The following is a 20,994-nucleotide window of genomic DNA, read 5'->3' on the forward strand; positions in this document are numbered from 1 at the left end:
ACGGGACAGCCGAATCTCACCGCACGCGTTCCGCCCCCCGGGCGTACGCTGGCCGGGCACCCCTTCCCTCGACACAAGGCGGCTCCATGAAGACCATCCGACTCGGTTCCAGCCTCGACGTCTCCCGGCTCGGCCTCGGCTGCATGGGGATGTCCGCGTTCTACACCGGCAGCGGCACCGACGACGCGGGTGCGACGAGGACCCTCCACCGCGCCCTCGATCTCGGTGTCACCTTCTTCGACACCGCCGAGATGTACGGCCCGTACACGAACGAGGAACTGCTCGGCCGGGCCCTGAAGGACCGGCGGGACGACGTCGTGATCGCCACGAAGTTCGGCACCATCCGCCATACCGCGGGAGACGCCGGAGGCATCGATGGGAGCCCGGAGAACGTGCGCCTCTCGATCGACGGATCGCTCCGGCGGCTCGGCACCGACCACGTCGACCTCTACTACCAGCACCGGATGGACCCCTCGGTCCCCGTGGAGGAGACCATGGGCGCCCTGGCGGACCTCGTCCGGGAGGGCAAGATCCTGCACATCGGGCTCTCGGAAGCGGCACCGGAGACGATCCGCCGGGCGCACGCCGTCCATCCTGTGACGGCGCTGCAGACCGAGTACTCCCTGTGGAGCAGGGATCCAGAACGCGAGCTCCTCCCCCTGGTCCGCGAACTCGGTATCGGGTTCGTACCCTATTCGCCGCTGGGCAGGGGATTCCTGACCGGCACCATCCGCTCGGTGGACGCGCTCGACGAGTCGGACTTCCGCCGCCGGAATCCCCGCTTCGCAGGAGAGAACCTGCAGGCGAACATCCGGATCGTCGAACAGGTGGACGACGTCGCCCAGCAGGTCGGAGCCACGCCGGGCCAGGTGGCCCTGGCCTGGCTCCTCGCGCAGGGGGACGACATCGCTCCCATCCCCGGGACCAAGCAGGTGCACTACCTCGAGGAGAACGTCGCCGCGGACGGCCTCACCCTCACGGCCGGCCAGCTGGAGCAACTGGACGCCGTCGCCGCACCCGTCGGCGACCGCTACGAGGACATGTCCGGCGTCGACCGCTAGCCGCGGTCGGCACGACGGGCGGTTGGCAACCGCAATCTTTCCGACCGTCCACCATCCCCCGGATGGTAGACCGTAGGCATGCTTCGCAATCCGGTCGAGGCGCGCGGCAACCCTCTGCGGGAGGCGGCGGCGCAGCGGGAGCCGCCACCCTCCGACGAGCCGGAGGGTGAGCACCGCGCTTCCGACGATGACCGGTTCCCGGATCAGCTCCGCACCCCGTGGAGCCCGAGTACAGGACGCGGAAGACGTGGAGGACGAATGTGTGGGATCGCCGGTGAGATAGCCTTCCGGGGTGCTCGTGCGGAGCAGGAACCCGTGGCGCGCATGACGGCCGCGATGGCGTCGCGGGGCCCGGACGGGCACGGGAGCTGGACCAACGGCCGGGTCGCCCTGGGACACCGGCGCCTCACCGTCATCGACCTCTCCGAGGCGGGTGCCCAGCCCATGCACGACCCCGGCTCGGGCCTGACCATCGTCTTCAACGGCTGCATCTACAACTACCCGGAGCTCAGGGCCGAACTCGGCGGCGACACTGTCTTCTCCTCCACGAGCGACACCGAAGTCATCCTGCGCGCGTACCAGCGCTGGGACGAGGACTTCGTGGACCACCTCGTGGGGATGTTCGCCGTCGCCGTCGTGGACGAGCGCCGCGAGCGCGTCGTGATGGCGCGGGACCGCCTCGGCATCAAACCCCTCTACATCGCGGAACTGCCGGGACGGCTGCGCTTCGCCTCCACCCTCCCAGCCCTCGTGGCCGGCGGCGGTGTGGACACCTCCATCGACGAGGTGGCGCTCCACCACTACCTGAGCTGGCACTCCATCGTCCCCGCCCCGCGGACCATCCTGCGGGGTGTCCGCAAGCTGCCCCCCGCGACCGTCCGGGTGATCGACGCCGATGGCGGCCGCCGCGACCGCGTGTACTGGAAGCCCGACTACGTGCGTGACCCCGGCAAGGCGGACTGGAGCGTCGACGACTGGCAGGACGCGCTGCACGAGTCCCTGACCACCGCCGTCCGGCGCCGGCTCGTCTCGGACGTGCCCGTGGGCGTGCTGCTGTCCGGCGGCGTCGACTCGAGCCTCATCGTGGCGCTGCTCGCCGAACTCGGGCAGAAGGGCCTGAGTACCTTCAGCATCGGCTTCGACGGCGCGGGCGGGGAGGAGGGCGACGAGTTCCGGTACTCGGACCTCATCGCCGAGAAGTACGGGACGCGTCACCACCGCATCTCCATCGCAGGCTCGGAGCTCGTGCCGGCCATCGAGGACACGATCGGCGCGATGACCGAGCCCATGGGCACCCAGGACGTGACGGGGTTCTATCTCCTCTCGAAGACGGTCTCGGAGCACATCAAGGTGGTGCAGTCCGGGCAGGGCGCGGACGAGGTGTTCGCCGGGTACGCCTACCACCAGCCCGCCGGGACGGCATCCCGCAGGGAGGCGCTCGATGCCTTCCGCGGCGCATTCCTCGACCGCACGCACGAACAGATCGCCGACGTCGTCGAACCTGAGTGGTACACGGACACCGACGTGAGCCGTGCGCTGCTGGAGGCACACCTCGACGCTCCCGGCGCCGACACCGCACTCGACGCCGTCCTGCGGCTCGACACCCACCTGTTGCTGGTCGACGACCCCGTGAAGCGCGTGGACAGCATGACGATGGCGTGGGGGCTCGAGGCCCGCGTCCCCTTCCTCGACCAGGACCTCGTCACCCTCGCCGCGCAATGCCCGCCCGAGTTCAAGGCCACGCAGGGCGGGAAGGGCATCCTCAAGGACATCGCCCGGAAGGTCATCCCACCCGAGGTGATCGACAGGCCCAAGGGCTACTTCCCCGTCCCACCCGTCAAGTATCTGGCCGAACCGCTCCTCACGACCGTGCGCGAGGCCCTCCGGGCCCCCGAGGCGAAGGACCGCGGGCTCTTCCGCGCCGACTACGTCGACCTCCTGCTGGACGAGCCGAACGGACACTACAGCCCGGGCGGCAACAACATGCTGTGGCAGCTCGGCGTGCTGGAGCTCTGGCTCCAGCGGCACCGCATCACGGGGTGACGGCGCGGAGGCGGCCCGTCAGCTCCTGCCCTTCCGGCGTGCCGGGAAATTGCCCGTGTTCGCCAGCTCGTCGGCCACGGACAGCAGTTTGAGGTTCATCTCGGTGGACACCCTCACCAGCATGATGAACGCCTGCCCCGCGGTGATGCCGTACCTCTCCATGAGGATGCCCTTGGCCTGGCCGATCAGGTCACGGGTGGCGATGGCGTCCTTGAACTGGTGGAGCTTCTGCGCGTCGGCGAAGGCGACCGCGGCATGGGACGCCACCAGCCGGCCCACGTAGTCCGATTCCTCCGTGAAGGCGTGCGGGGCGCGGCCGATGAGGTTGAGCGCCCCGAGGTTGTCGCCCTCGACGAAGAGCTGGAAGGACAGCATGCTGCCCGCGCCCGCCCGGACCGCCTTCGTGGAGAACTCCGGCCACCGGCTCTCGGTGCGCAGGTCGGGCACCCGGACGGTCTGCTCGTCGTACACCGCGCTCATGCACGGTCCTTCGCCGGTCCGTTCCTGGAGTTCATCGATCGCCCGCGCGAGGTCTCCCGACGGTGCGCGGGACTCGACCCGGCGGCGCGCCATGACGAGCGTGATCGATCCTTCGTCGGCGCCGGGTACGAGGCTGATCGCGGCGCGCACCAGGTGCTCGAGCACGGCATCCTCGGAGTCCTCCTGCTGCAGGGACCGCGCCAGGTCGCTCAGCCGACCGGCGACGTCGTCGTGCGGGGCGACCCAGGGCCCGCGATGCTCCCCTTGCCCGTCGTCCGTGATCATGGAAGTCTCCCCTGCCTGCAGCGGGACCGCGTCCGGGCCGGACGGGCTGCCCGGCGGTGGCCCGCGGAACCCCACCGTACCAGTGACCTGCGTCGTGGCAGCGGGTGTCGATGCCTGAGGGGTACGGACAGGGGCCCGGGTTCCCGGGCCCCTGTCCGTCACGGCTGGGCCATCAGCCTCGAGCGGATGAGGAACCGTTTGCCCTCCGGTGCCTCGACCGAGAAGCCGCTCCCCCGTCCGGGCACCACGTCGACCGTCAGGTGCGTGTGGCGCCAGTACTCGAACTGCTCACGGGACATCCAGAACTCGATGAGGCGAGGCTCGTCGCCGACGGTCGAGATGTCCAGGACGCCGAGCAGCACGTCCGCCTCCGCCGTGATGAACTCCCCGGCCGGGTAGCACATCGGCGACGAGCCGTCGCAGCACCCGCCGGACTGGTGGAACATCAACGGCCCGTGGATGAGCCACAGCTTCTCCAGCAGCTTGACGGCGCTGTCCGTCAGCGCCACCCGGGAGGAGGTCTCCCCCGGGAGGGTCACCGAGGCTTCGACGGTCATCGCATCTCCTAGAAGAAGCCGAGCTTGGATTCCGAGTAGCTTACCAGCAGGTTCTTGGTCTGCTGGTAGTGATCGAGCATCATGGCGTGGTTCTCACGTCCGATGCCCGAGGACTTGTAGCCGCCGAACGCAGCTCCTGCCGGATAGGCGTGGTAGTTGTTCACCCACACGCGACCCGCCTGGATCTCCCTCCCGGCACGGTAGGCGACATTCCCGTTCCGGGACCACACGCCGGCGCCGAGTCCGTACAGGGTGTCGTTGGCGATCTCCATGGCCTCCGCGTAGTCCTCGAAGCGCGTCACCGACACCACGGGGCCGAAGATCTCCTCCTGGAACACCCGCATGCTGTTGGTGCCCTCGAACACGGTGGGCTTCACGTAGTAGCCCTCGGCGAGGTCGCCGTCGAGGATGTTCCGCTCGCCGCCGATCAGGACCTTCGCGCCCTCCTGCGTGCCGATGTCCATGTAGGACAGGATCTTCTCGAGCTGGTCGTTGGAGGCCTGCGCGCCGACCTGCGTGTCGGTGTCGAGCGGATTGCCCTGGACCATCTTCTCCACGCGGGCGATCGCGTCGGCCATGAACGAGTCGTAGATGGAGCCCTGCACGAGCGCGCGGGACGGGCACGTGCAGACCTCGCCCTGGTTCAGCGCGAAGAGCGCGAAGCCCTCGAGCGCCTTGTCGTAGAACGAGTCGTTGCTGTCCGCGACGTCCGAGAAGAAGATGTTGGGGCTCTTGCCCCCGAGTTCCAGTGTGACCGGGATCAGGTTCTGGCTCGCGTACTGGCTGATCAGCCGGCCCGTCGTCGTCTCGCCGGTGAACGCGATCTTGCGGATGCGCTTGCTCGAGGCGAGCGGCTTCCCGGCCTCGACGCCGAATCCGTTGACCACGTTCACGACGCCCGCGGGGAGGATGTCGCTGATCAGCTCCATCAGGACGAGGATGGACGACGGCGTCTGCTCGGCAGGCTTGAGCACGACGGCGTTGCCGGCGGCGATCGCGGGTGCGAGCTTCCAGGTCGCCATGAGGATCGGGAAGTTCCAGGGGATGATCTGCCCGACGACGCCGAGCGGCTCGTGGTAGTGGTACGCCGTCATGTCCTCGTCCAGCTGGGACAGGTGGCCTTCCTGCGCGCGGATGGCGCTGGCGAAGTAGCGGAAGTGGTCGATGGCGAGGGGCATGTCAGCAGCGAGCGTCTCACGGACGGGCTTGCCGTTGTCCCACGTCTCTGCCACCGCGAGCATCTCGAGGTTCTCCTCCATGCGGTCCGCGATGCGGTTGAGGACCGAGGCACGCTCGGCGACGGAGGTCTTGCCCCAGGCGGGAGCGGCCTTGTGCGCTGCGTCGAGGGCCAGTTCGATGTCTTCCGCCGTGCCGCGTGCCACCTCGCAGAAGGCCTTGCCGGTGACCGGCGAGATGTTCTCGAAGTACTGGCCCTTGATGGGTGGAGCCCACTCGCCGCCGATCCAGTTCTCGTACCTCGGCTTGAAACTGACCTTCGATCCGTCCTGGCCAGGCTGGGCGTAAACAGTCATTGTCCAACTCCTTGAACTCCGTGTGTGCAGGACGTCGTCGTCCCTGCTGCACACACTAGGAGCCCGGTGGTTGCATCAACGTTGCATATCCCCCGGGGTCGCCCGGGCAGCGTCCGGGTGGCCCGTCCGCCTAGCCCTGTTCGCGCGTCGGTACCGCCGCGATCCCAGGCACGGGTCCATGCGCCGGATCGGCAGGCGTCACCGGATCGGTGTCCTCGCACGTCGTCGCCTCGGGTTGAGCGTCGGCGTCGGTTCCCTGGGCGGGGACGGACGGCAGCAGCGCGGGCGCGGTGCCGGTGGGTTCCGTCACGGGAGCGGGGTCCGAGCCGGGCGCAGGCTCACCCGGTTCCGTCGGATCGGTGTCGCACGAAGGGTCCGGCGTCGGTGTCGGGGTCGGCGTCGGAGTCGCACTCGGCGTCGGGACAGGCGTCGGAGTCGCACTCGGGGTCGCACTCGGCGTCGGGACAGGCGTCGGAGTCGCACTCGGGGTCGCACTCGGCGTCGAAACAGGTGTCGGAGTCGCACTCGGGGTCGCACTCGGCGTCGGATCGGGTGTCGGGCTCGGCGTGGCACCCGGGTTCGGCTTCCCGCTCGGACCCGGGGACGGCGTAGCACTCGGTGACGGCGTCGCGCTGGGAGAGGGCGTGGCACTGGGCGACGGCGTGGACGTCCCGCCCGGAGACGGCGTGGCCCCCGGCGTCGATCCGGGCGCGGGCTTCTGGGGCGCGGTGGAACCGGGAGTGGGCACCGGCTTCGGCGTGGTGCCGGGCCTGGAGACTCCGTTCCCGGGAGTGGAGGGCGCCGTGCCGGACGGATCCGCCGGCGCACCGGAGCCCGTCGGGGTACCCGGCTCCAGGCCGTCGGTCCCTCCCGACGGGGCGGATGCCGCTGGTCGCGGGTAGGCGCCGGCCGTCGGCACGGGCTCGCCGGAGCGGGTGAAGGATTGCGCCCATGCCGGCATCGGGGCGGCAGCGCTGGTGCCCGGCGTGTAGTCCGTCAGTTCACCTCGGGGTGCTCCGTGCCCGATGGGGACGAGCTGCCACCGCACGGGGTCCACATGCTCGCCGTCCAGGATCGTCTCGAAGTGCAGGTGGCAGCCGGTCGAGGATCCCGTCGTCCCGATCGCGGCGATCGGGTCACCGCCGTCGACGGCGTCGCCCAGGGCGACCGAGATGCCCTGCAGGTGGTTGTAGGTGGTGATGAGGCCGTTGCCGTGGTCGACCTCGACCCGGTTGCCGCCTCCCCACTGGTGCCAGCCGACGGCCCGGACCGTGCCGGCATCGGCTGCGTAGACCGGCGTGCCGCACGGCGCGGAGAAGTCCTGGCCGGTGTGGAACTCTCCGTGCTCCCCGGTGATGGGGCTCGTGCGGAAGCCGAAGGAGGAGCTCGGGGTCAGCGCGTCGAGGGGCGAGAAGAGGGCACCGACCATCGGGCGCTTCGCACTGGAGGTCGTCGAGACGACGACCTCCTCGTCCGCGCTGACCTCGGCGCCGTCCGCGGCCTCGGGGAGGGGCATGGCCGGATCGAGGGCGTCGAGGCCGCCGAAGGGCGACAACAGGTAGGGCCCGACGACTCCCGTCGGTAGTGCATCATCGTGCAGCGCAGCGCTGGACCGGTGGGCCGCCGTGGCGGACACGGCCGACGCCGCTTCCCAGGACTGCGGGACGACGCCCTGGAATCCGACGAAGCACACGACCATGGCCAGGCTTGCCTTCATCTTCGTCCGGGAGGAGCGAGTAATCCGCCCCGGCACACGCGGTGTCCCACGGTGCTTTCCAGCCTGCGTCACGAGAATCCTCTGGTAGAAGCGGTCCTTCCGGTGGCGGATCCGTCGGGCGTCACTGCCCGCAGTCCCGACCACCAAGGACAACGGTAGCCGGACGGTCCCGGGTCCGCGACGATTCGTTGCGATTCGCTAACAAAATTTGGGAGAACTTGAGCCAACGGACAGCGGGGCGGACAACTCCGCCTCGAGCCACTCCACGTGCGCGACGACCGCTGCCCGCCTCGGCGAACGCCGGGGCAGGACGCGCAGCGCGCATTGCCACGCCTCGATGTCGTACTCGGCCTCGGCGAGCGCCAGGTACTGCAGCACGGTGTCGGGGGCGCCGTCGTTGAGGACGGCGTCCCGCAGGAGCGTCGACACCTCGCCGCGCAGGCGCATGACCGCCGGCGCCTGCGACCGCGGAAGGACGGCTCCGCGGTAGATCCCGAGTGCCATGCGGTGCGCTCCCCGGTGCAGGTAGTTCAGCACCTGCACGGCATCCACCACCAGTTCCGCGGCCAGCCGGTAGGGCCTGGACTGCGGCACGATCGCACCACCGTGATTCGCCAGCACCCGGCGCAGTCGCAGCATCTCGGCGCGAACCGTGGTGCCGGACGCATCCTCCGGATAGGCCATCGTCGCGATCTGGTCCGCCGTGAGGCCCTCCGGATGCAACGCGAGCAGCGTCAGCAGTTCGGCGTGGCGCAGACTGAGGTCCAGCGGGGCCCCACCGGCGTGGACGATGCCGTGGTCAGTGCCCAGGATCTGGAGGCTGTTGCGGTACAGGGCCGCCGGCGTCCGGGCCGGCCGGTGCCGCTTCGTCCCGGTCAGCCGGCTCTGCAGCCGGTGGATGCTCAGGTGGGCCTCGGCCGCGGCGACCGCGGCCTCCACGAGGGACAGGGTGTGCGCGGCGACCGCCTCGGCCGTGCCGGTGATGTCGATGACGCCCAGGACGGTCCCGGAGTCGGGGTCGTGCAGGGGCACCGCCGTGCAGCTCCAGGGGTGGGCCTGGACGTTGAAATGTTCGGCTCCCGCGATCTGCACGCTCCGCTCCAGGGCCAGGGCGGTCCCGGGCGCACTCGTGCCGACCGCCGCCTCGGACCAGTCGGCGCCCGCCATGAACAGCATGCCTTCGGCGCGGCGCCGGAGTTCGCGGTCGCCGTCGACCCAGAGGAGCCTGCCGTTCTCGTCCCCGACCGCGACGAGCATCCCCGCGTCGAGGCTCGGCCGTACCAGGAGGCGGTCGAGAACGGGCATGACCGCGGCGAGCGGATGGGCCTGGCGGTACGCCTCGAGCTCCTCCTCGGAGCAGAACAGCCGGGCACCTGCCGTGGCGGGGTTCGGCAGGAAGGTGAGGGACCTCAGCCAGGAGTCGTGCACGATGCCGCGGAGGTTGTCCTCGACACCCGCACCCCGTCCGAGGGCTTCGTGCGCCGCGACGGCGTTCCGCTGCACGACGTCGGCAGGTAGCTCCGCTGAGGAGATCGAACGGGACGGCGACATCGGCACTCCGCTTCGTGACCTGTCCTGCGGGGCAGCGCAGGACAGGTCACAGTGTAGCGGGCCTACTGACCGCGGGAAATGGCCACCATGTCCTCGCGGGGGACGAGCTTCACCCGCTCGCGCACGAGCTCGGCGTTGCCCGAGGTGTTGACGAAATTCGCCCCCAGCTTCATCTCGTGCGCGTCCAGCTTCAGCCAGCCGTCCCAGGTGGTGTAGTGGACGCCGCGTTCCTCGAGCAGGTTGATGATGGCGTCCTCGGACGGGTCCTCCGCCGGGGGCAGGTTGAGCCGGTCCTCGAGGAGGAACCCGATGGTCTCCAGGGCGTCGCCCTTCGTGTGGCCGATCAGGCCCACGGGCCCGCGCTTGATCCAGCCGGTGGCGTAGATGCCCGGCACGGGGTGGCCGTCCTCGTCGATGACGCGGCCGCCCTCGTTGGGGATGACCCCGCGCTTGTCGTCGAAGCCGACCTCGGGCAGTTCGGAACCGAAGTAGCCGATGGCGCGGTAGACGGCCTGTACGGGGTAATCGAGGAACTCACCGGTTCCGCGGACGTTGCCGTCCCCGGTCAGCTCCGTGCGCTCGAACTTCATGCCCGCGACCTTGCCGGGCGTCTCCGGTGCGTCGTAGACCTCGACGGGCGAGTGCAGGAAGTGCAGGTGCAGGCGCCGCGACGCGCCCGTCGGCTCGTCCTCCACCAGCCAGTTGGTGAGGGTCTTGACCATCGTCTTGGTCTGGTTGTTCGAGGCGATCTGCTCCTCGGAGCCCGCGTCGAAGTCGAAGTCCTCGGGGTAGAGGACGATGTCGACGTCGCGCGAGTGGGAGAGCTCCCGCAGTTCCAGCGGCGTGAATTTCACCTGGGCGGGCCCGCGACGGCCGAAGACGTGGACATCGGTCACGGGTGAGGCCTTCAGGCCCTGGTAGACGTTCTCCGGGATCTCGGTGGAGAGGAGGTCGTCGGCGTGCTTGGACAGGATACGGGCGACGTCGAGGGCGACGTTGCCGTTGCCGATCACGGCGATCTCCTTCGCGTCCAGCGGCCAGTCGCGGCTGACGTCCGGGTGTCCGTCGTACCAGGACACGAAGTCCGCTCCGCCGAAGGAGCCCTCGAGGTCGATCCCCGGGATGTCCAGGTCCGCGTCGCGGATGGCACCGGTCGCGAAGATCACGGCGTCGTAGAAACGGCGGAAGTCCGACAGGGTCAGGTCACGCCCGTAGTTGATGTTGCCGAGGAAGCGGATGTCGCCGCGGTCCAGCACCTTGTGGAGGGCGTTCACGATCCCCTTGATGCGTGGGTGGTCAGGAGCAACCCCGTAGCGGATCAGGCCGTAGGGTGCCGGGTACTGGTCGAAGAGGTCGATGCTGACGGCGAAATCGCCGCCCTGGACCTCGTTCGACTTCGTCAGGATGTCGGCGGCGTAGACGCCTGCCGGACCGGCGCCGATGATCGCGACCCGCAGCGGTCGCGCCGCAGCTGAGGTAGACACTGATTTGCCTTCTTCCCGGTGGAAAAGCTCCTGGTGGACAGCGTGGCGCGAATAAGCGCACACTTCCCTATTCTAAATGCCGCACCACGGCGCGGACTAACTTCGTGGCCGGGATCTCGTCCGGCCGCCGTCGTCCCCTCCCCGCTGTCGGTGGGTGGGAATAAAGCCCGGAACCGGCCGGTTCACGACCTCGTGAGCGGAACAGGTGTACAGACCAGACGTCCGGCGAGGAGCGAGAACTCCGTGGGCGTGCTCTTCGGCATCGGCGCCTACGGTTTGTGGGGTCTGCTTCCGCTGTACTTCCTCGTCCTGGCGCCGGCGGGCCCGGTCGAGATCGTGGCCAACCGCGTGGTCTGGTCCCTGATCTTCTGTGCGCTCCTGCTGACGGCCCTGCGGTCCTGGCGGCCGGTGCTCACGGCCCTTCGCACGCCGCGCATCGTCGGCACACTGGCCGTCGCAGCGCTGCTCATCGCCGTCAACTGGCTGGTCTACACCTACGGGGTCACCACGGGACAGGCCATCGAGGCCTCCCTCGGCTACTTCATCAATCCCATCGTCTCCGTCCTGCTGGGCGTGATCGTGCTCCGCGAGAAGCTCCGGCCCCTGCAGTGGACCGCGATCGGCATGGGCATCCTCGCCGTGATCGTCCTGGCCGTCGGGTACGGCGCCGTCCCGTGGATCGCCCTCACCCTGGCCTTCTCGTTCGGCCTGTACGGATTCGTCAAGAAGAAGGTCGGCTCGCGCGTCGACGCCGTGACCAGCCTCAGCATCGAGACGGTGGTCCTCGCGCCGATCGCCGCGGGTGTCATGATCTGGCTCGACGTGACGGGCGCGGCTACCCTCACGACCGAGGGCACCGCCCACTTCTGGATCATGGTCGCCTCGGGCGTCATCACCGCGGTGCCTCTGATCTTCTTCGGCGCCGCTGCCCGCCGCCTGCCGCTGACCACGATCGGGCTCCTGCAGTACCTCGCCCCCGTGCTCCAGTTCCTGCTCGCACTGCTGGTCCTCGGTGAGGACATGCCCTTCGAACGATGGATCGGCTTCGGCCTCGTCTGGGTGGGCCTCGTCCTCCTCACCGTGGACATGCTGAGGACCGTGCGCCGCCAGCCGCGGCGGGCGGGAGCACCCGAACCGGCGGTGACGGTGGCCTGACGGCGCCCTGCTCCCGGATTCCACCCCGGGAACCGGCATCGGCGGATCCGGAGGCCGGTCGGTCGAGCCGCTCCGGGATTTCCGCAGCGAGATAGGCCGCGTTGAAGCGGGACAGCAGGGCCACCAGGTCGACGACGTCGGCCTGCTCCCAGCCCTCGAGCTGCCGCCGGAAGTCGCGCCGTCGGCGCGCACGTGCAGCGTCCACGCGCCGGAGTCCCTCGTCCGTCAGCACCACCGGTCGGGATCGTTCGTCGTCGTCCGTCATCCTGCGCTCGAGGAGGCCGAGCCTGTGCAGCGCCGCCACGTGTCCGCTGACCGCCGGCTTCCCCATGCCCAGGGATGCCGCCAGGTCGGTCACCCGGCAGGGGCCGAGCATGCGCACCGCGGCCAGCACGCTGTAGGCGGCCGGCTCCATCGCGGCATCGATGCCACGAGCCAGCGCCCAGCACACCTGCTGCTCGCTGCGGCACATCGCCGCGGCCTTCTCCTCGACGACGTCGAGCGCGGCGCGGCGCGCAGCGCTTCCTGCGGGCGTGCGATGTCCGTCCATGGCCGAATCCTAGGCACGCGGAGCAGCGCCGGGACAGGAATCCCGCAGCATTACCCATCATTACTCCGCGCGATCGCTCCGCCGTGCACGCGCCTGTCGCGCCCTCCACGGGACGGAGGGATCGCGCGGGTCAGCTCGGGGTACGGACCCAGTCGCGGGGCACCACGACCATGGGCACCGGCAGCGCGCGGAGCATCTTGTTCGCCGTCGCGCCGAGGAAGATCTGGCGGTGCTGCGCGAGGCGGCTCGACCCCACGATGACGAGCTCGCCCGCGTCCCATTCGATGTCGTCGATGGCCTCTTCGATCGTCCGGCCGTGCGCCACGATGATCGATGCCTCGGAGCCTCCCGGCAACCGCTCGACGGCGCGCGCCAGCACCGAATGCGCATGCTGATGCGCCTTGTTGATCGCCTCCCCCGAATCGGAGGGCTCGTGCACGTCCAGTGCGACGAGTGACACGAGGCGCAGGGGCAGGCCACGCCGGGCAGCGGACTCGACGGCGACGTCGAGCACGCCCTCGGCACCTGCCCTCGTCCCGACGGCGCAGGTCATCCGGGTGAATTCGGCGCGGTGCCGGTAGCCACGCGGCGCGAGCGCGACGGGGACGTGCGAACTGTGCAGGACGCCGTTGGCGACGCTGCCCACGGTGTAGCGGCGCAGCAGGCCGTTGGTCGAGGCGCCGATCACGATCAGGCCGGCATCGACGTCGTGCGCCGTCTCCAGCAGGCCCTGCGCGAAGGAGTCCGCGAGGCGGACGTGCGTGGTGACCTCGACGCCGTCGGGCACACTGTCCCTCGCACGGTCGAGTGCCTCCTGGGCACGCCGGCTCCCGGGGGCCGCACTGCCGTCCTGGGGCCAGTCGAGAACGGTGACCAGGTCGATCCCCGCCGACTGCGTGAGCGCGAGCGAGGTGGCGAGTTCGAGGGCGTCCTGCCCACGGTCGTTCTCGGTGTAGCCGACGACGTAGCGCACGGGGGCTCCTCCTCGGTGGGATGCGGGGCGGCGCGGACGGAAGCGCCGCGGAGTCGGTCCACTCTAACGCAGCGCTTCCGGCCGTGCCCGCGTGCTACTCCTGCGGAGCCGACCCCTGCGTGAGCACTTCCTGCCGGAAGAACGCCGGGTTGATGCGCGACCACACCAGCATCAGCACGGCCCCCAGCAGGATCACCCCGATCCCCAGGATGAAGACCATGCCGACGCCGAACAGCTCCGAGCCGGAGCCGTACTCGGGATCCATCGAATCGACGGCCGTCTTGACGAACATGACCAGCAGGATGACCCCGCCGAGCAGGGGCGCCAGGAACCGGAAGAACATGTTCCGGGCGGACGAGAAGGCCTGTGCGCGGAAGTACCAGACACAGGCCAGCGCGGTGATGCCGTAGTAGAAGCAGATCATCAGGCCGAGCGCCGTGATGGTGTCCCAGAGGGCGTTCTCCGAGACCAGCCGCATGAACACGTAGAAGCCTGCGGCCGCGACCGCCGCTGCGACCGTCGCGTAGCTCGGCGACTTGTGCTGCGGGCTGATGCGGCCGTAGCCCTTGGGCAGCGCCTTGTAGTGGCCCATGGCGAGAAGCGTGCGGGCCGGGGAGACGAAGGTGGACTGCAGGGATGCGGCCGAGGAGCTGAGGACGGCCATGGACATCAGGATGGCGAAGGGTCCCATGACAGGGCCGGCGAGCGTCGCGAAGATGCTCTCCTGGTTGTCGGGGTTGCCGGCACCGAGTTCACCGTCGCCCACGCCCGAAAAGGCGAGGGTCGCGAGCGCGACCGTGAGGTAGATGACCACGATGACGACGACGGTCAGCATGCCCGCACGGCCCGGCGTCTTCTTCGGGTTGACGGCCTCCTCGCTCATGGTGAGGGTCACGTCCCAGCCCCAGTAGATGAAGATGGAGAGCGAGACGCCGGCGGCGAAGGCGGAGAAGGAGCCGACGGCGAACGGGTTGAACCACTCCGCGCTGATGCTCGTCGCGTCGAAGGCGGTGCCGTTCGCGACGTGGATGAAGGCCGCGATCGCGAACCAGGCGAGGACCACGAGCTGGAAGGAGACCAGCACGTACTGGACGGTCTTGGTCGCCTCCATGCCGCGGTAGGACACGTAGCAGGCGAGCGTGATGAAGACGAGCGTCGTGGCGATGTTCACCGGCAGGTTCAGCGTCAGGTCCGCGATGGCGGGATCGTTCAGCAGTTGCGAGAGCATCAGGTAGAAGAAGTCCACGGCCACGGCGGCGAGGTTGGACAGCACGATCACGGTGGCGGCGATCAGCCCCCACCCGCCCATCCAGCCGACCCAGGGCCCGAAGGCCCGCGTGGCCCAGGTGAAGGACGTCCCGGAGTCCGGCATCGCGTTGTTCAGCTCGCGGTAGCCGAGGGCCACGAGCAGCATGGGGACGAAGCCCACGAGGAAGATGGCCGGCAGGTTCACTCCGACCTCCGCGACCGTGGGCCCGAGGGCCGCTGTCAGGGTGTAGGCGGGTGCCACGGAGGACACCCCGATCACGACGGCGCCGAGCAGGCCCACCGTCCCGGCGTCCAGGCCCTTCCTGCTCAGCCCTGATCCCCTTTGTGTTGTCTCGTCGATACTCATGCGTCCGCCTCTGTGGGTAAGGCGCCCGGGCCGGAAGTGGTGCCGGGCGTTGCGTACGTACGCGGGACGACGACCATGGGGATGGTCAGCGTACGCAGGATCTTGTTGGCCGTGGATCCGAGGAAGATGCGCATGTGCTGCGCGAGGCGGCTGGAGCCGACCAGCAGCACCTCCCCCTCGTCCCAGGCCATGGTGTCGATGGCCTCCTCGATGGAGCTGCCACGCGCGGTCTCGACGCTCACGCGTCCTCCCGCGGCGAGCGACGACGCCGCTTCCGCGAGTCGCCGGTTCGCCTCGTCCTCCGCTCCATCCGGGTCGGTCCGGCCGCCGTCGAGCGCGACGAGGGACACGAGCCGCAGGGGCAGGCCGCGACGCTGCGCCGACGACACCGCGACGGAGATGACGTCGTCGGCCCCGGCACGCCGGCCGACCGCGCAGGTGAGGCGCGTGACGGGTTCGGTGCGCCGGTAGGACTTGGGCGCGAGTGCCACCGGGACGGGCGAGGCGTGGAGGAGGCTGCGGGCCACGTTGCCGACGTTGAACCTGTTGGCGAGGCCCCGGGAGCTGGCCCCGATGACGATCAGCGAGGCCTCCGTGTCCTCGGCCGCCTGGATGAGGCCCTCTGCGTTGGACTCGGCCCGGACCACCACGCCGCGCGCGGCGACGTCGTCGGGCACGAGTGCGAGGCCCTGGTCCATCCATTCCCGCATCTGCTCGGAGAGGAGGGTGTCGAAGCCCTTGTCCGGCGGATAGGTGCCCGCATAGAGCGAGTGCTCGGGGGTGACGAGGACGAGGTCGAGGGAGGCATCCTGGCGCCGCGCGAGCGCGACGGCGAGGCAGACGGCGTCGTGCCCGCGCTCGTCCGCGGTGTAACCGACGATGTAGCGCACGGTCAGGCCCCCGCGGTCGTGCCGGCGGACTGCAGCCCCGACGCCAGGGCGCGATGGATCGCGGCGGCGGTTCGCTGCCCCATCCGGATGGCGCCGTCGACGTGCTGGTAGCCCTCGGCCGCGATGTCCGAGCAGGACCAGTAGATGGGCCCCACCGGCGTGCGCTGGTCGCGACCGTACCGGTGCAGTCCGCCGAGGTCGTAGCTGGACGCGTACGCGCCGCGGGTCCACTCCTCCGAGGCCCAGTCCGATTCGTAGTACACCTCCGGCTCGAGCGCCAGCGGGCCGAGGAACCCCGCGATCGAGGCGAGGATCCGCTCGCGGCGTTCGTGCGGCGGGAGCTCGAACATCGCATCGGCCTTCTCGTCGGAGACGAAACCGACCAGCGTGCCCCGCGGGTCCTCGTGGTTGGTGTTGTCGTAGACCTCCTGCACGATCGAGTCCGCGCCGAAGCCCGTCCCGGAGAGGCCCTCCTCCCGCCAGAACGGTGTGGAGTACGTGGCGTGCACCTTGATGACCAGGCCCAGCGACTGGTGCTGGTGCATCTGGTGCTGGCGGCGTGGCAGGGGCGGCTCGTAGCTGATGCGCGAGTAGAGGTTCGGCGGGACGGCGACGACGGCGTAGCGTGCGTGCACGGTGGTCGTGTCGGAGACGACCGTCACGCCGTCGCGCCCGTCCATCCCGCTCCAGCGCAGCGTGCGCACGGGACTCGAGAGGATCACGTCCTCCCCGAGCTCCGCCGCCATGCGCTCCGAGACCGACTGCATGCCGCCGACCACGCGCTTGTCGAGGATGAAGTCCTCGTCCACGAGGTTCGAGAAGGAACCGGCGGTCGCGGCCATGAGGATGGCCTGGAGGGCGGAGAAGGAATGGGCCGGCTTGGTCAGCATCCCGCCGGCGATGAAGAGGCCGATGTTGTCGCAGGCCTCCTCGTCGTCGGACTGCTGCCGCAGCCAGTGGTGGAAGGAGACGGTATCGAGGGCGCGGGCGTCGGGGTGGTTCCAGGGCGCCTCCGGCCCCGCCTCCGCCACCAGCCGGTCGAGCAGGGCGATGAGCCGCTCCATCTCCTCGCGCGTGTAGTCATTCACGGGGAACATCTCTCCCGTGTAGCGGACGGGCCTTCCGTCGGGGCCGATGTAGACCGAGTCGCCCTCGCGGTACCGGGAGAAGGTCTGCAGGCCCAGTTCGTCGAGGAGCCCGATGAGGGCGGTCTGGTCCGGCGACACCCACTGGCCCCCGACCTCGTACACCGCGCCGTCGACGACGTCGGTGTGGGTCCGCCCGCCGACGCGGTCCCGTGCCTCGACGACCGCGACGGAATGTCCCGCCCTGGCCAGTTCCCGTGCGGCGGTGAGGCCCGAAGGACCTGCTCCGATGATGACGACGTCGCGCTCGATGGTATTCACGTGATCCTCCCGGACCCGCATGACGCGGGCCACAAAATGAACGGCATTCATTATTTCGCCCTACTATAGCCATGGGCGCCCCTCGAGGGAAGGGAACGCCCGTAGAGTTAACGCCACCGCAACCCAGGAGCAGGATCGATGACCGCAGCAACACCTGCACCCCGGCGTGCGGGCCGCCCCCCGCGCAGCGTCCTGTCCCGGGACGGCATCACCAGGGCCGCCCTGGACCTGATCGCCTCGGACGGCTACGAGGGCCTGACCATGTCCGCCCTCGCCCGGCGGCTCCGGGTGGCGCCGTCCGCGCTGTACAACCACGCCGCGTCGAAGCATGAAGTGCTCAGCTGGGTGCAGGACCACGTCATGACGATGGTGGACTTCAGCGCCTTCGACGAGGAGCCGTGGGACGAGGCCGTCCGGCGGTGGGCGTGGTCCTACCGCGAGGTCTTCGCGCGACACGCTCCTCTCGTACCCGTGATCGCCGTGATGCCCGTGACCGATGCCGCGGAGACGCTGCGCATGTACGAGGCGGTGGCGCGCGGCTTCCTGCGGGCCGGCTGGCCGGAGGACCGGATCGTGCCCGCGATCGTGGCGCTGGAGTCCTTCATCTACGGATCCGCGCTCGACGTCGCCGCCCCCGGGGACATCTTCGACTCCGGCACGCTGGCGCACCAGTTCCCCGTCTTCACCTCCGCGGTGAGGAGTGCCACCGATGCGACGGGAGCGGAGCAGGCGGCCGATGCCGCGTTCCGGGCAGGACTGGACGGCATGATCGCGGGTCTCCGCCTCCAGCTGGCGGCCTACTCCTCCTGACGCGCGGGCCGGACGAGCTGTCCCATCCGGTACGCGGTGGAGTGCAGCACGTCCGAGAACGTGTCGCTGTCGCCGTCGAGCCAGTCGTTCAGGGCGATCTCGAACACCAGGACCCCGTACCGTGCCACGAGGCGTGCTTCTTCCTTGCCCACGCCCTGCCCGGAAAGCGCCTCGGTGATGCCCCCCGCGAGGAGGACGTTCTTCAGCAGTTCGCGCTCGCGCAGCCCCTCGTCGGAGCCGATGATGGCGCGTCGAGCCTGCAGCTCGGCCCTCCGGCCCTCGAACGGACCGGCGGCCATTGCCTCGAACCCGTGCATCACGAGCCCCAGCGGTGACAGGAACGCCGGAGCCCCGGCCACGAGGGACGCCACGACGGCGGGGAGCTCCCGTTCATGCAGGAAGAGCACCTCGCGCTTGTCCGGGAAGTGGCGGAAGAACGTACGGGTGGTGAGACCCGCTCGAGCGGCGATCTCGGGTACTGCGGTGGCCGCAAAGCCCTGCTCGGCGAAGAGTTCGAGCGCCGCGCGCTCGAGCCTCAGCGCTGCGTCCGGTGCCCATCGACCCATGCGCCTATCGTACCGCTGATGACACACAATGTCGTGAAAGAGAGCCGATGACACCGCATGACATCAGGCGATACTCCTGGGCCATGGGCGTCAGCATCAGCGCCTGTACGGAGTGCCGGCGCCCCTGGTGAGCGGATCGCCGATGAGCCTGCTGATTGTTAGACGGACTAGCTTTACGGATCGTGAGTTAGCTGTTAGGTTCTGAGGACGGTCAAGCAACGGCCCACCCTTCTTCTGATCACCCGAGGTTCGTCATGTCTGTTGCCCCTTTGTCCCCGGCCCACTCCGTCCGCCAGGACGACAACGACTCCCGGAGCACGTGGCCGGATCTGGCCGCGCTCGACTTCGCCGCAGTCCCGGACTCCGCTGCGGCGCTGGGCCCGGCAGCGCCGGATGTGCCCCACGACCTGTCGACGGTCTCCACGCGTGAACTCCGCATCCTCTGCAACCAGCTGTACCGCGTACTGGACTCGGACTACCCGCCGTTCGGCGCGCAGGAGGACTACGAGGCAGTGGTGGAAGCCCTCACGGATCGCGTGGCGCGGGCAGCCGAGCGTACGGAGAGCCAGAAGCTGCGCGAGAAGTTCCGCGACAACCCCGTGAGCTCGCGCTTCGAGCTCTTCCACGACGGCACGATGGTCGGCTACGTGAAGTACGACATGCGGGCCGGGCGCATCCGCCTGCTGGAGACGGTGGTCGGCCCCGCATACCGCCAGGCGGGCCTGGAACCGGTCCTCGTGCGCCAGGCACTGCTCGAGGCACACCGCCGTCGCCTCGCCCCCATCCCCTACTGCCGGCACGCGCAGACGTTCCTCGCCGAGAACCCGCAGTTCCGGGCACTCATCCCCGTCGGCTGACGCTCCACCCGTTCCACGAGAAGGGCCCCGCAGCTCGTGCTGCGGGGCCCTTCTCGTGGTGCGTCGGTGATCAGCCGGCGTTCGCCGTGCGGATGGCGTTCTCCAGCACGTCTAGGCCGTCCGCGAGCAGCTCGTCCGGCATGACGAGCGGCGGCAGGAGGCGGATCACGTTGCCGTAGGTCCCGCAGGTCAGGACGATGACGCCCTCGCGGAGGCACTGCGCCGCGATCGCCTTGGTGGCGTCTGCGTTGGGCGTTTTGCCGCCCGGCATCACGAACTCGATGGCCAGCATGGCTCCGCGTCCCCGGAGCTCGCCGATGATGCTGTGCTCCCCCAGGTCCGCCTGCAGTGCATCGAACCGCTCGGTGACCCGTGCCTCGATGCTGCGCGCCCGGCCGGCGAGGTCCTGCTCCTTCATGGTGGAGATCGCACCGAGCGCCGCCGCGCAGGCCACGGGGTTGCCGCCGTAGGTACCGCCGAGGCCGCCCGCGTGGACGGCGTCGAGCAGGTCCGCACGGCCGGTGATGGCCGAGAGCGGCATGCCTCCGGCGATGCCCTTCGCCATCGTGATGATGTCCGGCACCACGCCCTCGTGGTTCACCGCGAACCACTCGCCCGTGCGGCAGAAGCCGGACTGCACCTCGTCGGCGATGAACACGACGCCGTTCGCCCTGGCCCAGTCGGCCAGCGCCGGCAGGAAGCCGTCGGCGGGGACGATGAAACCGCCCTCACCCTGCACGGGTTCGATGATGATGGCGGCGACCGAATCCGCGCCGATCTGCTTCTCGATCATCGTGATGGCGCGCTGTGCCGCCTCGGGACCGGTGATGTCCGGGTTCTCCTCGCGGAACGGGTAGCTCATCGGCACACGGTAGATCTCGGGGGCGAACGGACCGAAGTTCGTCTTGTAGGGCATGGACTTCGCGGTCAGCGCCATCGTCAGGTTGGTGCGCCCGTGGTAGGCGTGGTCGAAGGCGACGACGGCGTTGCGCCCGGTGGCCAGGCGCGCCACCTTGACGGCGTTCTCGACGGCCTCGGCGCCCGAGTTGAACAGCACGGTGCGCTTCTCGAAGTCACCCGGCGTCAGCTCGGCGAGCTGCTCGGCGACGGCGATGTAACCCTCGTAAGGCGTGACCATGAAGCATGTGTGCGTGAAGTGCTCCACCTGCTCCTTCACGGCGCTGACGACGGCGGGATCCGACGCGCCGACGCTCGTCACGGCGATGCCGGAGCCGAGATCGACGAAGGAGTTGCCGTCGACGTCGCGGATGATGCCGCCGTCGGCGTCCGCCGCATACACGGGCACGCCGGAGGCGACGCCCTGCGCGACGACCGCCGCGCGGCGGGCGGCCAGCTCGGTGGACTTGGGTCCGGGGAAGTCGCCGTTGATGCGGCGCTTCTGCTCCAGCCGGAAGCCGGGAGCGACGGAGCCTGGAGTGGTTGCGAACGTTGTCATGGGAAT

At 69.5% G+C, this 20,994-nt stretch carries 18 protein-coding genes; 5 read left to right on the forward strand and 13 right to left on the reverse strand.

Features of this window, described 5'->3' with window-relative positions; all coding sequences use genetic code 11:
* Positions 1-86 precede the first annotated feature (86 nt).
* Positions 87-1,061, forward strand: a complete 975-nt coding sequence (locus AC0Z9V_RS07100; RefSeq protein ID WP_208739096.1) for an aldo/keto reductase — start codon at positions 87-89, stop codon at positions 1,059-1,061.
* A 258-nt stretch (positions 1,062-1,319) separates the two neighbouring features.
* Complete coding sequence (locus tag AC0Z9V_RS07105; protein ID WP_485141102.1) at positions 1,320-3,104, forward strand: N-acetylglutaminylglutamine amidotransferase; 1,785 nt, start codon at positions 1,320-1,322, stop codon at positions 3,102-3,104.
* Positions 3,105-3,122: 18 nt separating this feature from the next.
* Here AC0Z9V_RS07105 and AC0Z9V_RS07110 read toward each other — a convergent pair whose 3' ends face one another.
* The 6 genes from AC0Z9V_RS07110 to AC0Z9V_RS07135 form a co-directional block, all read right to left on the reverse strand.
* On the reverse strand, positions 3,123-3,869 hold the full coding sequence (locus tag AC0Z9V_RS07110; protein ID WP_133081062.1) for a GAF and ANTAR domain-containing protein: 747 nt from the start codon (positions 3,867-3,869) through the stop codon (positions 3,123-3,125).
* Positions 3,870-4,027: 158 nt separating this feature from the next.
* Entirely contained in the window at positions 4,028-4,426 is a 399-nt protein-coding gene (locus AC0Z9V_RS07115) for a DUF779 domain-containing protein (protein WP_485141103.1), read from the reverse strand.
* 8 nt (positions 4,427-4,434) lie between these two features.
* A complete protein-coding gene (gene exaC, locus AC0Z9V_RS07120) occupies positions 4,435-5,958 on the reverse strand; it encodes an acetaldehyde dehydrogenase ExaC (protein ID WP_133081064.1) in 1,524 nt (507 codons plus the stop codon).
* A 130-nt stretch (positions 5,959-6,088) separates the two neighbouring features.
* Positions 6,089-7,675, reverse strand: a complete 1,587-nt coding sequence (locus AC0Z9V_RS07125; RefSeq protein ID WP_485141104.1) for a M23 family metallopeptidase — start codon at positions 7,673-7,675, stop codon at positions 6,089-6,091.
* A 198-nt stretch (positions 7,676-7,873) separates the two neighbouring features.
* On the reverse strand, positions 7,874-9,226 hold the full coding sequence (locus AC0Z9V_RS07130) for a GAF domain-containing protein (protein WP_485141105.1): 1,353 nt from the start codon (positions 9,224-9,226) through the stop codon (positions 7,874-7,876).
* 62 nt (positions 9,227-9,288) lie between these two features.
* Complete coding sequence (locus tag AC0Z9V_RS07135; protein WP_133081066.1) at positions 9,289-10,710, reverse strand: FAD-dependent oxidoreductase; 1,422 nt, start codon at positions 10,708-10,710, stop codon at positions 9,289-9,291.
* Positions 10,711-10,902: 192 nt separating this feature from the next.
* Here AC0Z9V_RS07135 and rarD point away from each other — a divergent pair, with 192 nt between their 5' ends.
* Positions 10,903-11,865, forward strand: coding sequence for an EamA family transporter RarD (gene rarD / locus AC0Z9V_RS07140; protein ID WP_133081067.1), 963 nt, complete (start codon positions 10,903-10,905; stop codon positions 11,863-11,865).
* Here rarD and AC0Z9V_RS07145 read toward each other — a convergent pair.
* The 5 genes from AC0Z9V_RS07145 to AC0Z9V_RS07165 form a co-directional block, all read right to left on the reverse strand.
* Positions 11,786-12,415 carry a MarR family winged helix-turn-helix transcriptional regulator gene (locus tag AC0Z9V_RS07145; protein ID WP_485141106.1) on the reverse strand — a complete coding sequence of 210 codons (630 nt, stop codon included), beginning with the start codon at positions 12,413-12,415 and terminating at the stop codon, positions 11,786-11,788. The two genes, rarD and AC0Z9V_RS07145, sit on opposite strands and share 80 nt — an antisense overlap.
* 130 nt (positions 12,416-12,545) lie before the next feature.
* Positions 12,546-13,388, reverse strand: coding sequence for a universal stress protein (locus tag AC0Z9V_RS07150; RefSeq protein WP_485141107.1), 843 nt, complete (start codon positions 13,386-13,388; stop codon positions 12,546-12,548).
* 94 nt (positions 13,389-13,482) lie between these two features.
* Complete coding sequence (locus AC0Z9V_RS07155; protein WP_133081070.1) at positions 13,483-15,003, reverse strand: APC family permease; 1,521 nt, start codon at positions 15,001-15,003, stop codon at positions 13,483-13,485.
* The gene (locus AC0Z9V_RS07160; RefSeq protein WP_208739103.1) at positions 15,000-15,893 is read right to left on the reverse strand and encodes a universal stress protein; all 894 of its coding nucleotides are present in this window, start codon (positions 15,891-15,893) and stop codon (positions 15,000-15,002) included. Before AC0Z9V_RS07160 ends, AC0Z9V_RS07155 begins: the two co-directional genes overlap by 4 nt.
* A 2-nt stretch (positions 15,894-15,895) precedes the next feature.
* On the reverse strand, positions 15,896-17,320 hold the full coding sequence (locus AC0Z9V_RS07165) for a flavin monoamine oxidase family protein (protein WP_208741769.1): 1,425 nt from the start codon (positions 17,318-17,320) through the stop codon (positions 15,896-15,898).
* A 117-nt stretch (positions 17,321-17,437) separates the two neighbouring features.
* On the opposite strand from AC0Z9V_RS07165, the gene AC0Z9V_RS07170 reads away from it, so the two are divergent.
* Positions 17,438-18,109 carry a TetR/AcrR family transcriptional regulator gene (locus tag AC0Z9V_RS07170; protein WP_208739104.1) on the forward strand — a complete coding sequence of 224 codons (672 nt, stop codon included), beginning with the start codon at positions 17,438-17,440 and terminating at the stop codon, positions 18,107-18,109.
* Here the strand turns inward: AC0Z9V_RS07170 and AC0Z9V_RS07175 are convergent.
* Positions 18,097-18,675 carry a TetR/AcrR family transcriptional regulator gene (locus AC0Z9V_RS07175; protein WP_485141108.1) on the reverse strand — a complete coding sequence of 193 codons (579 nt, stop codon included), beginning with the start codon at positions 18,673-18,675 and terminating at the stop codon, positions 18,097-18,099. The two genes, AC0Z9V_RS07170 and AC0Z9V_RS07175, sit on opposite strands and share 13 nt — an antisense overlap.
* 254 nt (positions 18,676-18,929) lie before the next feature.
* On the opposite strand from AC0Z9V_RS07175, the gene AC0Z9V_RS07180 reads away from it, so the two are divergent.
* Positions 18,930-19,532, forward strand: coding sequence for a GNAT family N-acetyltransferase (locus AC0Z9V_RS07180; RefSeq protein ID WP_133081074.1), 603 nt, complete (start codon positions 18,930-18,932; stop codon positions 19,530-19,532).
* A 70-nt stretch (positions 19,533-19,602) separates the two neighbouring features.
* Here AC0Z9V_RS07180 and gabT read toward each other — a convergent pair whose 3' ends face one another.
* Positions 19,603-20,988, reverse strand: coding sequence for a 4-aminobutyrate--2-oxoglutarate transaminase (gabT, locus tag AC0Z9V_RS07185; protein WP_133081075.1), 1,386 nt, complete (start codon positions 20,986-20,988; stop codon positions 19,603-19,605).
* Positions 20,989-20,994: the final 6 nt, after the last annotated feature.

It is taken from the genome of Arthrobacter sp. UYP4, from assembly GCF_057291175.1.